This window comes from Exiguobacterium sp. GL_137 (assembly GCF_057834585.1).
In genome coordinates, this window is sequence record NZ_CM174406.1 from 1,641,609 (window position 1) to 1,656,127 (window position 14,519).

16 protein-coding genes are annotated in these 14,519 nt (G+C 49.2%); 4 read left to right on the top strand and 12 right to left on the bottom strand.

Going from position 1 to position 14,519, the window contains the following annotated elements; genetic code table 11:
* Positions 1–7: 7 nt before the first annotated feature.
* Positions 8–670: an HAD hydrolase-like protein gene (locus AC3IRK_RS08775; protein WP_489169873.1), complete on the bottom strand. Its 663-nt coding sequence runs from the start codon at positions 668–670 to the stop codon at positions 8–10.
* Between the two features lie 324 nt (positions 671–994).
* A complete protein-coding gene (locus tag AC3IRK_RS08780; protein ID WP_489169874.1) occupies positions 995–1,432 on the bottom strand; it encodes a DUF402 domain-containing protein in 438 nt (145 codons plus the stop codon).
* Positions 1,433–1,680: 248 nt separating this feature from the next.
* Between AC3IRK_RS08780 and AC3IRK_RS08785 the strand changes: the two genes are divergently transcribed.
* Positions 1,681–2,430 (top strand): SDR family oxidoreductase, encoded by a 750-nt coding sequence (locus AC3IRK_RS08785; RefSeq protein ID WP_489169875.1) that lies wholly within the window; start codon positions 1,681–1,683, stop codon positions 2,428–2,430.
* Positions 2,431–2,474: 44 nt separating this feature from the next.
* A complete protein-coding gene (locus tag AC3IRK_RS08790) occupies positions 2,475–2,945 on the top strand; it encodes an NUDIX hydrolase (RefSeq protein WP_426353565.1) in 471 nt (156 codons plus the stop codon).
* 74 nt (positions 2,946–3,019) lie between these two features.
* Here the strand turns inward: AC3IRK_RS08790 and AC3IRK_RS08795 are convergent, their stop codons facing one another.
* The 4 genes from AC3IRK_RS08795 to AC3IRK_RS08810 are packed head-to-tail and all read right to left on the bottom strand — an operon-like array spanning position 3,020 to position 5,217.
* On the bottom strand, positions 3,020–3,430 hold the full coding sequence (locus tag AC3IRK_RS08795; RefSeq protein ID WP_489169876.1) for a cupin domain-containing protein: 411 nt from the start codon (positions 3,428–3,430) through the stop codon (positions 3,020–3,022).
* The gene (locus tag AC3IRK_RS08800) at positions 3,427–3,897 is read right to left on the bottom strand and encodes a cyclophilin-like fold protein (protein WP_188004432.1); all 471 of its coding nucleotides are present in this window, start codon (positions 3,895–3,897) and stop codon (positions 3,427–3,429) included. Before AC3IRK_RS08800 ends, AC3IRK_RS08795 begins: the two co-directional genes overlap by 4 nt.
* Position 3,898: 1 nt before the next feature.
* Positions 3,899–4,483, bottom strand: coding sequence for an LbetaH domain-containing protein (locus AC3IRK_RS08805; RefSeq protein ID WP_370528929.1), 585 nt, complete (start codon positions 4,481–4,483; stop codon positions 3,899–3,901).
* Positions 4,480–5,217: an SDR family oxidoreductase gene (locus AC3IRK_RS08810; RefSeq protein WP_131972609.1), complete on the bottom strand. Its 738-nt coding sequence runs from the start codon at positions 5,215–5,217 to the stop codon at positions 4,480–4,482. Before AC3IRK_RS08810 ends, AC3IRK_RS08805 begins: the two co-directional genes overlap by 4 nt.
* A gap of 112 nt (positions 5,218–5,329) precedes the next feature.
* Here AC3IRK_RS08810 and AC3IRK_RS08815 point away from each other — a divergent pair, with 112 nt between their 5' ends.
* Complete coding sequence (locus AC3IRK_RS08815; protein WP_489169877.1) at positions 5,330–6,214, top strand: LysR family transcriptional regulator; 885 nt, start codon at positions 5,330–5,332, stop codon at positions 6,212–6,214.
* Between the two features lie 68 nt (positions 6,215–6,282).
* Here the strand turns inward: AC3IRK_RS08815 and AC3IRK_RS08820 are convergent, their stop codons facing one another.
* From AC3IRK_RS08820 to AC3IRK_RS08840, 5 genes are all read right to left on the bottom strand, one after another.
* Positions 6,283–8,343: a beta-galactosidase gene (locus AC3IRK_RS08820; protein ID WP_489169878.1), complete on the bottom strand. Its 2,061-nt coding sequence runs from the start codon at positions 8,341–8,343 to the stop codon at positions 6,283–6,285.
* 44 nt (positions 8,344–8,387) lie between these two features.
* Positions 8,388–9,236 (bottom strand): galactooligosaccharide ABC transporter permease GanQ, encoded by an 849-nt coding sequence (gene ganQ, locus AC3IRK_RS08825; protein ID WP_114595678.1) that lies wholly within the window; start codon positions 9,234–9,236, stop codon positions 8,388–8,390.
* Between the two features lie 5 nt (positions 9,237–9,241).
* Positions 9,242–10,498, bottom strand: a complete 1,257-nt coding sequence (locus AC3IRK_RS08830; RefSeq protein ID WP_489169879.1) for a carbohydrate ABC transporter permease — start codon at positions 10,496–10,498, stop codon at positions 9,242–9,244.
* A gap of 57 nt (positions 10,499–10,555) precedes the next feature.
* Entirely contained in the window at positions 10,556–11,827 is a 1,272-nt protein-coding gene (ganS, locus tag AC3IRK_RS08835; protein WP_489169880.1) for an arabinogalactan oligomer ABC transporter substrate-binding protein GanS, read from the bottom strand.
* A gap of 130 nt (positions 11,828–11,957) precedes the next feature.
* On the bottom strand, positions 11,958–12,950 hold the full coding sequence (locus AC3IRK_RS08840) for a LacI family DNA-binding transcriptional regulator (RefSeq protein WP_188005440.1): 993 nt from the start codon (positions 12,948–12,950) through the stop codon (positions 11,958–11,960).
* Between the two features lie 174 nt (positions 12,951–13,124).
* Here AC3IRK_RS08840 and AC3IRK_RS08845 point away from each other — a divergent pair, with 174 nt between their 5' ends.
* Positions 13,125–14,012, top strand: a complete 888-nt coding sequence (locus tag AC3IRK_RS08845) for an aldose epimerase family protein (RefSeq protein WP_489169881.1) — start codon at positions 13,125–13,127, stop codon at positions 14,010–14,012.
* 82 nt (positions 14,013–14,094) lie between these two features.
* On the opposite strand, the gene AC3IRK_RS08850 is transcribed toward AC3IRK_RS08845, so the two are convergent.
* Positions 14,095–14,490: an RDD family protein gene (locus tag AC3IRK_RS08850; protein ID WP_131503683.1), complete on the bottom strand. Its 396-nt coding sequence runs from the start codon at positions 14,488–14,490 to the stop codon at positions 14,095–14,097.
* Between the last annotated feature and the right edge of the window lie 29 nt (positions 14,491–14,519).

The following is a 14,519-nucleotide window of genomic DNA, read 5'->3' on the forward strand; positions in this document are numbered from 1 at the left end:
TGTTCTGTCACGGTGTTATGGCCTTTAAATCCAGTTGCATCAGTTCCTGTAAGTCTTCAATGACGGCATCTGCCTGTTCCAGTTCTGCTTCGTTCGAAAAATCGAACCGGCAACCGACGGCGGGTAATCCGTTAACCTTGGCCGCGGTAAAGTCGGAAATTCGGTCTCCGACGACAACCGCTTCCGTTAACTGGTGCCTAGACAAGATGTAGGCGACGAGATCACTTTTTTGTGACGACGCGACGTCTTCGATGCTATAAACGCCATCGAGCCAGCGGTCCAGTCCATACTGCCGGACGATGGCCGTTAAATACACTTTCCAGCCGTTGCTTGCGACATAGAGCCGATGCCCTGCTTCTTTTAAGTCGTGAAGTGTCGCTTCCGCTCCCGGATACAGGGCACCGTGTCCTTGTTCGATGTGACGGATCAACGCGTCTTGAAACGTTCGGTCAACGCACAGCCTCTCTTCATCCGAATGCGCCGGCAGTAAGGTTTGCCAGACTTCCGGCAATGACACTCCCATGATGGCCTGATACTCAGCCAGCGGTGTTGCCCCGCTCCAGCGGCCATTCATGCGTAAGAAGTCGAATGCATCTTCTAACGCATGACCCAGAATCCGATTCGTTTGAAATAACGTGCCGTCCATATCAAAGATGTACGCCTGTTTCATGATGATTTCCTCCTTGACGGTTAAGAGACGACTTCTTATCAGTTGTCTCGATTTAGTAACAGATTTCTTCAGACAACTTACTCATTTTGTTGATTTTCGGGTAAAGATAACTAACGGAATTTATCGTGTTGCTGTAGAAAAAAGGAGATGAACCATCATGATGGTGCTCATCGTGGTCGGCTTAGCCGTCATCAGTATCGTTCTGTTTGTTCTCTACAATAACCATAACAAAATCGTTTAGCAGCATACCTTTGACTGCGATTATTTCAGATTCCCGCTATCCCGTTGATTTTCTTTATAATCAACGGGATATGCTTGTTCTAATCACACATTATCCAGTAAATCATGGTGCACACGGGCAAGCGGCTGGAACAACAGCTTGTTAGTCCGGATTTGATCTTGCAATATCTTCGTTTCCTTCCATGCTGCCGCGTACTGGTCCTGACTGATCCCCCCTGTTTCCCGGGCCAACTCGAGTTCCTTCGCATCCAGCACAAAACATTCTCCGGACGGCAATAATACGAGATCGAGCATTAAATCGTCCCAAAAAATCCCTGTCGTATCCCGTCCATGCCGAAGACAAATATCGATGTACGATTGAACAATCTGTCCGTGTGCATTGAACATCGTCGTGATGACGTGCTTCTGCCCTGCCGGAAACTGCTGGAGCCAGGAATAACCGTCGCCAGCAATCTGAATCTCCTGCCCGGAATAACGAACCGACAACGGGTCTGTCACCCGAATCATATCGAGCCGTGTCACATAACCCGTAAACGATGTTGTCTCAAGATAAAGCTCCCGGTAATCGCGTTTTACGATCCGCTTCCATGAAGATCGAGCGGCATATTTACGTTCCGCAACGGCTCCCTCCTTCTTTTTTCCATCCTATCATTTCCGTATCGACTGTTCCTATTGATTTTTGTAAAAAAATCCCTCTTTTTTCTGGACGTTGTTCCTTCGGGAGCGGTAAGATGAACAAGCACATACTTAATGGAACTGGAGGCGTTGTTATGTCGCATACTCCCAGAATTGCCCTTATCACCGGGGCAAGCAACCCCCGCGATATCGGCACAGCCATTTGCCGGAAGCTTGCGGCAGAAGGGATGACGATTTGTTTTACATACTGGAAAGCGGATCGTAAATGGATCAACACGTTTCAAGCAGAACTGGCGGTAAACGGTGTCCGAAGCGAGGCGCTCGAAATCGACTTGTCGGCGCCGGATGCGGCAGAACGTGTGCTTGCGCATACGTGCTCGACTCTCGGCACCCCGTCCGTCCTGATCAACAATGCGGCACATTCGACACAAACGGATCTCGCGACGCTTGACGCGACGGCACTCGATGCCCATTACGCCGTCAATGTACGGAGTACGCTTTTATTATCGACCTTGTTTGCCCGGGCTTTCGCAGAAGCCGGTTTGCAGGACGGCCGAATCGTCAATTTGACGTCCGGCCAGGATCTTGGCGCGATGCCCGAAGAACTGGCCTATGCTGCAACGAAAGGGGCTGTCTCGTCTTTCACGACTTCCTTTGCGACAGCCGTCGCACCGCTCGGCATTACCGTCAATGCGCTTAATCCTGGACCGACCGATTCGACCTGGATGACGGACGACATCCGGACGCACCTGATACCGCAGTTTCCGCTCGGACGGATCGGGACACCGGAGGACGTTGCACGCACGATTGCGTTTCTCGTCAGTGCAGACGCCGCCTGGATCACCGGACAGGTCATCCATGCCGAAGGCGGATTCGCACGGTAAACATCCATATTGTCAAAACGATGAAAAAGAAAGGATTGATTTAAATGGGATACATCTCAGAATTACGGCAACTCATCGGCAGTCGTCCAATCATCAGTGTCGGTGCTACCATCCTTGTGACAAATGACCAGCAGGAAGTTTTGTTCCAACACCGGTCCGATACGCTTGACTGGGGACTGCCTGGCGGATCGATGGAACTCGGCGAAACGCTCGAAGAAGTCGCCATCCGTGAACTGCAGGAAGAGACTGGATTACAGACAAGCGAACTGGAACTGATCGGCGTCTTTTCCGGTCCCCGCTTTTACTACCAGTACCCGAACGGCGATGAAGTGCACGGCGTCATTCATCTCTATCATGCGAAAAACGTCACGGGGACACTTGCGATGCTTGACGGAGAAAGTCTTGACCTGGCCTACTTTAGTCAAGCGACGTTACCGGAAAGCATTGAAAGCCGGGCCAACGAACTGATGCAGCAACTGGGAGATTCCTTTTGGACACTCGAAAGTTCGTTTTAATTTTTCCCCTCCAAAGACAACGAGATCTACGCTCTGGTCCAGATGACGGACTGAAGGTAGATCTCGTTTTTCATTTATTTCTTCAGCAAGTCATATTCCCGTCCCGAAACCGGCTCCAGCCAGTCCGGAGTCCCTGCCGTGATGGTCAAGTGCGAAAACCAGCTGTCTGACGTCGCCCCGTGCCAATGCTTGACGCCGTCATATGTGACGACCGTATCTCCGCTTCGCAACAGACGGGCCGGTTTGCCCATCTCCTGATACCACCCTTCCCCATCTGTCACGAGTAAGATTTGATATCCGCCCCGATGGATATGCCAATGGTTGCGACAGCCCGGTTCGAATGTCACCTGACCGACTGAAATTTCGAGCGATGAATCATTGACTAACGGATGGAGGTAACTTTGTCCCGTGAAATACGCTTCAAAGGCTTCATTTTTTTCTCCCCGTTGAAAAGGATGTTCTACAGGTGTCTTCGATTTTGTCATAGTTGTCTTCCCTCTCCTTCATACCATTGCACGGAAACAGACTGGTTTCCGAACGACGCCTGGATTTCCTGAAAACGACTGATTTTTCCAATCCGTGTATACGGAACAATCGGTTCAGCCGCTTGATAAAAAATCACCAGGCAGTTATTTTGATACAGTAGCACGTCTCCGGCTTCAATCGTCTGAATCGGTTGGGGATTCGCCGGAAACGACTTATCGAAATAATAGTATTTCTCATTCTGGTGTAAATCATCCATCTGAATTGTAAACGGCATTTCCGCAAGTATAGCTTTTACCGTCGCGTTATCTTCCAGTTGTACGGAAGCAACCTGACCGTTGACGTTGATGTTCATCGTATCGCTCTCCTTGATTTCTTGTTTGACTTCGGTTGAAACCGAAACTGACGGACCGCAACCTGAAAGTCCGAGCGAGAGGAGAACGATGACAGTCCCGACTCGACGCTTCATGTCAGTCCTCCGATTCATCGATATAACGGATGATTCGCGCCGGAGTGCCGGCGACAATCGCCAAGTCCGGTACATCTGTTGTCACGGTCGCATTTGCTGCGACAATCGCATGTTTACCGACGGTCACGCCCGGCAGAATCGTTGCCCCTGCTCCGATCCAGGCATTTCGTTTCAGGTGAATCGGTTTCACCGACAGCCCCCGCCGTTTCGACGGACTGACCGGATGATTGACGGTCAACAACTTGGCAAACGGACCGATCAGCACATGATCATCAATTTGAATCGAACCGAGATCCGTCAACATGACTCCGCGGTTGATGAAGATGTCTTTCCCAAGTGAGATATGCCGTCCAAAGTCTGTATAAAACGGGGGTAAGACGACAACACTCTCATCCACCGGCTGACCGATCAGCTCGCCCAGCGTCTCGCGAAACTCGGCCGGAGACAACAGGTGCTGATTCAACCGGTGGAGCAGTCGTTCCCCGTCCCGCTGTACGGCATGAATTTGCTCGAATACGGCATCGTGTGACTCGACCAGCCGATTTTCGATTTGATGGTAGATCGATGAATGCTCCATCCGCATCACACTTGTTGTTGCGTCGGACGGATGATTAAGTTGCTGATTGAGACACGGTCCGGTGTATCGATGGCATACAGGACGGCTTGGGCGACATCTTCGCTCGTCAATCCCCACTCTTGTTGCGCTTGACGCAGTGACTCGCCTGTTGCTTGATCTCTGATCGTCGTATACAATTCCGTCTGCACGGCTCCCGGTGAAATGATTGTCGATTTGACATTATTTTCGCATTGCTCCTGACGTAATCCTTCCATAATTGCCCGGACGGCAAACTTCGTCCCGCAATAGACGGCGGATTCCGGATAGACGACATGTCCCGCAACCGAATCTGTCGCAATGATATGACCGGACTGTTGCTGTTCCATGATTGGCAGTGTCGCGGTAATTCCGTTCAAGACGCCCATCACGTTGATGTCGAGCATGTTTTTCCAGTCCTCCCGGTGTCCGGCCGCAAGCGGAGCGGTCGGCATGATGCCGGCATTGTTGAAGAGAACATCAATCCGTCCGTAGACGGCTTTTGCTTCCTCGACGACGGCTTCAACCTGATCGAATCGGGTGACGTCTGCCTGTTTGATTTGAATATACGCTTCAGGATAGGCTTCCTGAATGACTTGTAACCGCTCGATTCGACGGGCGGCGAGCATTAATTTGGCTCCGCGTGACGCGAGCAGACGTGCCGTCGCTTCGCCGATTCCGCTTGACGCGCCCATGATGACGATGACTTTATTCAGTGGTGTGTTCATTTGTATTCCTCCTCTTAGTTGTTGCTTGTCTACAAGGTTACGAGTATCCATCCTCCATGTCTAATGCTAATATGAAATCATTATCCATAACTAAAACGCATAGGAGGACGTCATGGAAATTCAACAATTACGTTATTTTTTGGCAGTCGTCGAGGAAAAAAACATCACCCGGGCGGCCCGGATTCTCCGGATTTCCCAGCCCGCACTGTCCCGTCAACTCCAACGGTTAGAAGACGAATTGGCCGGTCCGTTGTTCGACCGGACTCCGGGAGGCATCGTCCTGACGGAAAGCGGGTACTATTTGGCGGAACGGGCGCGCGAACTTGTGACGCTGGCCGATAAAATCGTCATCAATCTTGTGACCGAGGAAACGTTGCGTGGCGAACTTTATATCGGCGGCGGTGAAACGGAAAGTCTGTTGCCGGTCATCCGGTCATTCAAACAAATGCAATCACAGCATCCGGACGTCACGATTCGGATTCACAGCGGGAACGGTCAGGATATTCTGGATAAGCTCGATAAAGGAATTCTGGATTTCGGACTGGTCATTGAACCGTTTGACGTCAAGGCCTATCATTACCTGAAACTGAATCAGCCTGATCAATGGGGGATTTTGACACGGCGCGATCATCCGCTCGGGCAACAGGAGACGGTAACGGCAGACGATTTACGGGACCTCCCGTTAATCGTTTCGGAACAACTCCAAGGAAATCGGACGTTCGCGGAACGGACCGGTTTGGACTGGGACACGGTCCATATCGTCGGAACATACAACCTGCTGTTCAACGCTTCGCTCCTCGTCAAGGAAGGAGTCGGTCATGCTTTGTGTCTCGACCGCATCGTCAATACAAGCGGAAGTGAACTCATCTTCGTCCCGCTGACGCCGTCGCTCACCGCCAACACCTACTTGATTTGGAAAAAGCAAGCGGTCTTGTCGCGTCCGGCTAAAACACTGCTTAAATGGATGAGTTGTCCGCAAGAGGACACCGCCTTTTAACGGCCATACCAAAAAACGACTTTTCGGACAGAAGTTATTTCTGTCTGAAAAGCCGTTTTTGATTACATTCATATTTGATCGCGATTCTTCCGTTCAACGATCTTGACTTCATAGGGGGCAAGTATCAACTGACTGCTGATCTCCGTTTGTGTCGCAGATTCCAGCAACGGTTCCAACAGTTCGATGGGTTGCTCGACTTCGGAAAAGTTCAGGATGAATCCGTAATCTTTCTCCTGACCGCGACGTACTTGAACGGATACTTCCGCACGGTGCGATGTCGCGAACGGTGCCTCGATCCGTAAACGGTCCGTCAGTAATGTATACAGGTCACGCTGGAAGGCAGCCTCGAGTCGCCCGCCGATATACCAGGCCTCTCCTTGTCCCAGCCGATGTTTCGTCACAGCCGGCGTCTGTCGATAAAAGTCGTCCGTATAGCGGCCGACGACCTCCGCTTCGTCGACCTGAATGACCGTCGCATACTCCTGCAGTTCATACTGTTTCCCGTTGAACATCACGTGATTGCGGTCGCTCGGATACAACGTGTCCGTCTCCGCCGGTGTCAGCCCAAAGATTGTCTGCAGTTCTTCCGGCCATCCGGTATACGCCAAATCATGCTCATCGACGAGACCCGTCATGTACGTCGTGACTAACGTTCCACCCTGTTCGACAAAACGCTGCAACCGCTCCAGGGTCGTCGCACTGACTAAATACAGCATCGGCACGATCAACAGGTTGTAAGCATCAAACGGCTGTTCCTTCGTGATGACATCGACCGGAATATCCTGCTCGTAAAAAAAACGGTAATGTTCCTGCAGGGTTTGCGGATACTGTTTCGTGTCGTTTGCGAACCCTTGGGCATCATTTAAGGCCCAGTTGTTTTCCCAGTCGTAAAGAATCCCGACCTCTGCCGGACGCGTCGTGCCGACGACGCCGTCCAGTTGCTCGAGGGTCCGTCCGACTTGGGCGACTTCCTGAAAGACCCGGTTCTGCTCTGACCGGTCATGATCGACGACCGCCCCGTGGAACTTTTCCGACGAGCCGCGGGATTTACGCCACTGGAAATACAGTACGCTGTCGGAACCGTGGGCAATCATTTGCATCGAGGACAACAGATGCATGCCCGGACGTTTCGCTTTATTGACGGGATGCCAGTTGACGGCACTCGGTGTCGATTCCATCAAGAGGAACGGTTGCTGCTTCAGACTCCGGAACAAGTCATTGATGAATCCGACCTTCATCGCTAAATTGGCGGTCGTCTCCCAGTCGTTGTGCCAGGTCGGATAGGCATCCCAACTGACGACATCGACATTCTTCGCGAATCGACTGTAGTCGAGGGCCTGAAACGGAATCAAGTCCTCTGTATCCGCCATGAAATTAGTCGTAATCGGAAGTGCCGGCGTCAATTCGCGTAAGGGGACGCTTTCCTGCTCAAAAAAGGAAATCGTTTGATCCGTCACAAAGCGTTTCCAGTCCAGATTCAAGCCATGGACCATACTTTCACCGATCGGCGACGGCGATTCGATTTGCGACCAGTCGTCAAATGTATGGCTCCAAAAGGCACTCCACCACGAGGCATTCAACGCTTCGAGCGTCTCATACTTCACTTTCAGCCAGTCGCGAAAGGCTTCCTGACAAAGCGGACAATGGCACTCGCCGCCGTACTCGTTCGAAACATGCCACATCAACAGCGCCGGATGATTCCCGTACCGTTCGGCCAACAAACGGTTTATTTGCTGCGTTTTCTTTCGATAGACCGGTGACGTCAGACAGTGATTGTGACGCCCGCCGTGGAGCTGTTTGACACGCCGCTCATCGACACGCAGGACTTCCGGATACGTTTGCGATAACCAGGCCGGACGCGCCCCGCTTGGTGTCGCGAGGATGACCCGGCCCCCGTTCGCATGAATATCGTCAATGATCCGGTCGAGCCAGTCGAATGTGAACTGATTTTCGGTCGGTTCGAGCGCACTCCAGGCAAAGATACCAACCGAGTACGTATTCGTGTGCGCGAGACGCATCAACCGTAAATCGTCCTGCAAGACGTCCGGGACATCGAGCCACTGATCCGGATTATAGTCCCCGCCATGCAACAGATGCCTGGCCTTTGATGTATAGATTTTTCGTCCCATTATTAAACTCTCCCTCACTCACCAATTTAGCTGTTCTTTCTCTCTTACCCTTTTGTTCCCCCGGCCGTCAGTCCGGACACAAAATGTTTTTGCAGCAGGACAAACAGAACCGCGACCGGGATGCTGATCAAAATCGCTCCGGCAGCAAACGTCGTATAGCTCGCTCCCATCGCTTCGTTGACGAGATTAAACAGTCCAATCGGCAACGTATACGCTTCCTGCGTCCGTAAAATTGTCGAAGCCAGCACAAAATCCCCGAGTGGTCCCGTAAATCCATTCATCGCGACCACGGCAAGCATCGGACGACAGAGCGGTAAAATAATTTGGATGAAAATCCTGGTATGACCGGCGCCGTCGAGTTTGGCACTTTCATCGAGATCGACCGGAATTGAATCCATATATCCTTTCATCAAGTAGGTATTCATCGGAATCTGCCCGCCGATATATAACAGAATCAGCAGCCAATGACTATTCATCATGCCAAGTAGCTGGGCCAGCACGAACAGGGCAATCAAGGCTGAAAACTGCGGAATCATCTGTAACAGCAAGAACAACGTCAAGGCTTGCTGGCGTCCTTTGAAGCGAAACCTTGAAAAAGCATAGGCTGTAAAAGAAACACTGACAACCGTCCCGAGCATCGTAAAGAGACTGATTTTCAAAGAATTCATATACCAATGACCGTATTGCAGACTTTCTTTTCCGGCAAATAATTCCCGGTAATGATCCAGTGTCGGATTTTTTGGAATGATTGACGTGCTGACTAAACTGTTGCCCGGATTAAAGCTCGCACCAATCGTCCACAGGAGGGGATAGATGATGCAGGTCGCAACGAACAGCAGAATCAAATAGGTCAGCGTCAGACGAACCGTCCGTGTCTTGTTTCCAGTCGCCATCCCGATCACGCTCCTTCCTTAAAGGCATTCGTACGTCTAAACTGCCATAACGCAATCGTGATGACAAAAATCGACAGTAAGATTGTCAAGGCGGCCGCTAACGCATATTGACCGGACTGCATCGTCAATTTATATATCCAGGAGACGAGAATATCCGTTCCGCCGGCATTGGAACCGGGTACGGACGGTCCGCCCCCGTTAAAGAGATAGATGATATTAAAGTTATTGAAATTAAACGTGAACTGGGTAATGATGATCGGCGACATTGCAATCAGTACCATCGGCATCGTAATATGTCGAAACTTCGCAAACATCGACGCCCCGTCAATCGTTGCTGCTTCGTATAAATCATCCGGAATTGATTGCAGGACACCTGTCGTCACTAAAAAGACGTACGGGAATCCGAGCCATCCCTGCATAAAAACGAGGGCAACACGTGTCCACTTCTCATCCGTTAACCACGGGACCGGATCAAGACCGAACAGAGACAAGATGTCCAGATTGATGGCACCGAAGCTGTCATTAAAGAGTCCGGCAAAGACAAGAATCGTCACAAAACCAGGAACCGCCCACGGCAAGACGAAAATCGTCCGAATGACACGTTTGAACTGGACCTCTTTTTGATTGACGAGTACTGCTAAAAAAATACCGAGCGACACTTGTAAGGTCGAGGCGACCAAGGTCCAGACAATTGTCCAAGACAACACATCAAAGAACGTCGACCGCCAAATATCAACTGTGAAGATTTGAGCAAAGGTAGAAAATCCGACCCAATCCGCCAGTTTGGCAGGCGGGGAATGGTACAAATCATAATTCGTGAACGCCAAGGCGAAACTGAACAAAATGGGAAAGATTACGGCAAAGATCAATAGAAACAACGAAGGTCCGCTGACTAAATAGGGATAACCCTGATCCATTAAATTCCGATAATCCGACCACAAAGAATCCGGTCGGACGCCTTGATCCCGCTTTTCTCCATTACGGTAGGCGTCCCGTAAATTAAATACATACAGACCGATCCCAAATAACAGGACGATGATCGCGATGATGCCTTGTGCCAACAAAAAAATCGAGTTGTCGCGGGGTACTTCTGTTCCGAGCGTCACGATTCCCCATAGTCCCATGTTGAGTAAATCGGCGAACGCTATCCAAAAGGCAATGCTGACTGCGAGCAAGAGTCCGCCTTTCATCCATTGCCGGTGATACAATTGGCCAAGTCCTGGAATGATTGATAACATCAATCCAATTTTCCGGTGTTGCACGTCCTTCACCTCTTTACTAGAATCTCCGACTGTCAGGCATTGTCATATTAAACACGGTTATTTCGTTCCGTGTTTCGCCTTAATCTGACCGTCAATCGTCTTGACGGCTTGCTTCATCGCTGCTTCCGGTCCCGCTTTTCCGGTGGCAATCGTTTGAAGTGCGGCATCAACCGGCTTCCAGACTTCATTCATTTCGGGGACGTTCGGTGTTAACTCGGAAAATTTAGATTGTTCGGCTACCGCTTGTGCGGCTGGACTTTTTGTGACCGCAGGATCTTCTGCCAACGCACTGACGGCCGGAACTTCTTTTGTGATTTCAAAACGTTTTTTAGAGTTTTCCGCATTCGTCAAATAAAGCGCCAGTTTGCTCGCAAGCTCCGATCGTTTGGAATAGGCACTGACATTATAACTTTTGACGCCGATGAAAGAACTCATATTTTTCCCGTTTTCAAGTTCCGGCAGTTTTGTGATACCGAAATCAATGCCGGCTTTCGTAAACGGCTCGACATTCCAGGGACCGGAGATGATGGCGGCCGCTTTCCCTTCCGTAAACAGGGACTCGAGGACATTGATGCCCTGCTCACCGATGATGCCTGCCGGGAATAATTTTTCCTTGTAAAACTTTTGAATATACGTCGCACCTTCGATTGCTCCGGTATTCCCAAGCCCGACTCGGTTCGTCTGATACTTCCCTTGGTCATCCTGCTTAAAAATGTAGCCGCCATATCCGCTCAGGACACTTTGGGCATAATAAATTTGATCAAATAAAGCGAGAAATCCAAATGATTGTCCCGTTGCCGTTTTTTTCGATAAGGCATACCACTCTTCCAATGTTTTCGGTAATTTCTCTTCTGACACCAGTTTTTTGTTGTAGTATAAAACGGTTGTTTCCACTGCTTTCGGGACACCATAGAGTTTCCCGTCCACTTTTTGCGAATCGAGCGCAACATCGGTATAAATCGACTGGACCTCTTTCGGAACATCCATCTCCTTGATGATTCCTTCTGTTACGGCAGTCCCAATCTGATCCCCCGGCATCGTCAATAAATCGGGACCCGTCCCTGCCGGACCATCTAATCGCAAATCCTCGATTTGCTTGGCATACGGTTTTTCAACGACTTTTACATCAACGCCGTTATCTTGTTCGAATTTCGAAACGATGTCTTTGATTCCTTCTCCTTTTTCAATGTCTTCCCAGACAACAAGCTTCGCTTCCTTACCCGAAGTTTCATCCTTCTTCTGCGACTCTTCCCCGGGGCCACATGCCGCGAGCGAAACCGTTAACGCCAGACTACTCAGGACCGTCATATATGTAATGGTTTTTTTCATCTACTTTTTCCTCCTGTGGATCATATTATGAAAAGATTAAAACACTTTTTGTAAGCGCTTTAATAATCAAAATATAGCACCACAAGAAAACTTTGTAAATAAATTTAGTAAAAAATTTTACTAAATTTATTTACAAAGTGCTTTTACGCGTAATCAATTCCGCACCGATATAGACCGTTTTGACGATATTTCGTTTCTTCAACACACGTTCCAGTAAAAGTTGAATCGCATTTTGACAAATCTCCTCGAGGTCAATATGGAATGTCGTCAGAGGCGGCGACACATATTTCGAAATACTTGTATCATTGACACTGATCAGACTGACCCGTTTCGGAATCTCGATCTGTTGCTCGTTCAAGACTTGTAAACAACCGACTGCAATCGGATCCGCCGCTACATAAAACGCTGTCGGCAACTCTTCCCCGAGTTGTTCGACCGCCTGATTCATTAAGTAATGTCCATTGTCGACCGAAAATCCCTGCCGGCAAAAGATGAAGTCTTCCCGCAACAAGTCACGTTCTTCCATCGTTTGACGAAATGCCCGCTCCCGTCCATCCATCTCTTCCGCGTCCGTATCGAGGTTATGGTACGTGCCGCCGATAAACCCGATCTTTTCATGACCTTGCTCCACCAGCACTTCAACTGCCTGACGGGTGATTTGCGCAAGATCCGGACGAACCGAATCGTAATGTGCGGGATCCGGTGTAGAGTCGATGAATACGCCATGCGGTGTCAATTCTCTCAAATATTCCAGCTCACGGTTCATGAATGAACCGACGGCAATGAATCCGTCGATATCCAACGGGATTTTTTCAATCCCGCCTTCGAGTTTGTAGGTCGTCAATTCGATGTTGTTTTCCCGTGCTTTTTTTTCGATTTCCACCCGCATCGTTTGAAAATAGACATCTTCGAGCTCTTCGTTATCGGTCAGCCAATATAAAAACGCGATGTTCTTCACGAGTGTTTTTAGTGTTTTTTTCCGGTATCCGATTTCTTCCGCCACTTCAAAAATCCTGGCTCTCGTCTCGTCTCCCACTGATAACGTCGGATCATTATTCAATACGCGGGATACCGTCGAAATCGAACAACCCACTTCTTTTGCAATATCTTTAATCGTCGCCATCATGCATCCGCCTCTTTTTTAAATTATTTTAAGTAAAAAGTTTTAGTAAATAAATAGATTAAAATATTTTATGCGTGGTAAAGTAAAAGGGAATAATTTTACTGATTTGATTATTGTATATGTATTATACCGTTAAAAAGGGTTAAATTTCACATGAAAAGAGGAGGAAAGAAATTGCAGGTCCGGATGAATTCACAAAAAGACAGGTCGGCACGATATCGTTTGAACAATGATCGTGGAATGGAAGTCGAGATTGCAAGCAAAGGAGGAAGCATTGAACGTTTGATCGTACCTGACCGAAATGGTCATCCCGAAAATATTATGTTTGACTGTTCTTTGGTAACGGTTCCTGCGATTCCTCGCGGTTTATCCGGCCGGTTGTATGATACGTCATCCGGTTCCGTTCACGAAATCGATCTGGCATTACATCAGCTTTCATTCACAGCTGAACCGTTTTCGACAACACAAGAATCCGGACTTCGTCTGTCGGCGGAAATAGCTGTCAATGGACAGGTGATCGCAATCGACATTCTTTATGTGCTGACTAACAACAATCAATTGATTCTCCGTTATGCAGCGACGACCAACCAGCCTCTTCGCCTCTCTTTGTCGCTTCCTATTTTCTTTAACCTAAGCGGTAATTTAAAAGCTAGTATTACACAACATGATTTAAAGTTTGCCAGTTCTTGTTTCATCCACCCCGTACCGGCGTTGTCGATTAATCCCTGCTTGCAACAGACGAAAGGAACACCCTTTGATTTTCGGTTGGGGCGTCGTCTGAACCGTTTCTTTTTAGACAAGATGTTTTCAAGGTCTCCTGCCGATACCTATTATTTATTTCATCAACAACCGGTCATCTCTGTTCATGAAGCCGTAAGCGGCCGCTGGATGACAATGGAAACTTCCCAGCCCGGCTTTGTGTTGTCTACAGCAGCGCATCATACCGATACTTTTTTTTCCGGTATTTGTTTTGATTCAACCGATTTCCTTCTGTCATCTCTCATTAACGGTCCAATTCCCTCCTTTCACGAGACGACTTATTCGTTCAGCACGACTTATTGATTTCACAGCAAGAGGAGGACAGCAGACTGTGCATCTGTCATCCTCCTCCGTTCGATTTGTTTTTACGAGTCCACCCGCGAACCTAGTTGATTTTCCGGATGACCCTGGTCCCGGCAAATTCATCCTCCGGCAGGATCGATCCGTCTCGCAGATATACTTCCCGATTTTTCCAGCCTTTAATCGGAGCAATCGTCTCCCGGTACACAATCCGTTTCGCAATCTGTTTGATGGCGAGCGGCTGGCCGTTCTCGCTGACGACCTGAATTTGAAACAGACGTTGCCCGACGGTTTGTCCGCTACCTGTTGACAGTTGGACCGTCTCAATCAAAAAATTAACGACCGGCTCCGTAATGAGTGAATGCACTGCTTTGTTCTTGATACGCTTCAATACCGTTTTCTCGAGCACACCGGAAACCATCCCTTGTACAACTAAGTCGACAACTCCCGCTCCGATTCGACGTTTTAATAATCCATCCATGTTCAGTTCCTCCTTTTTTTCAATTCCAC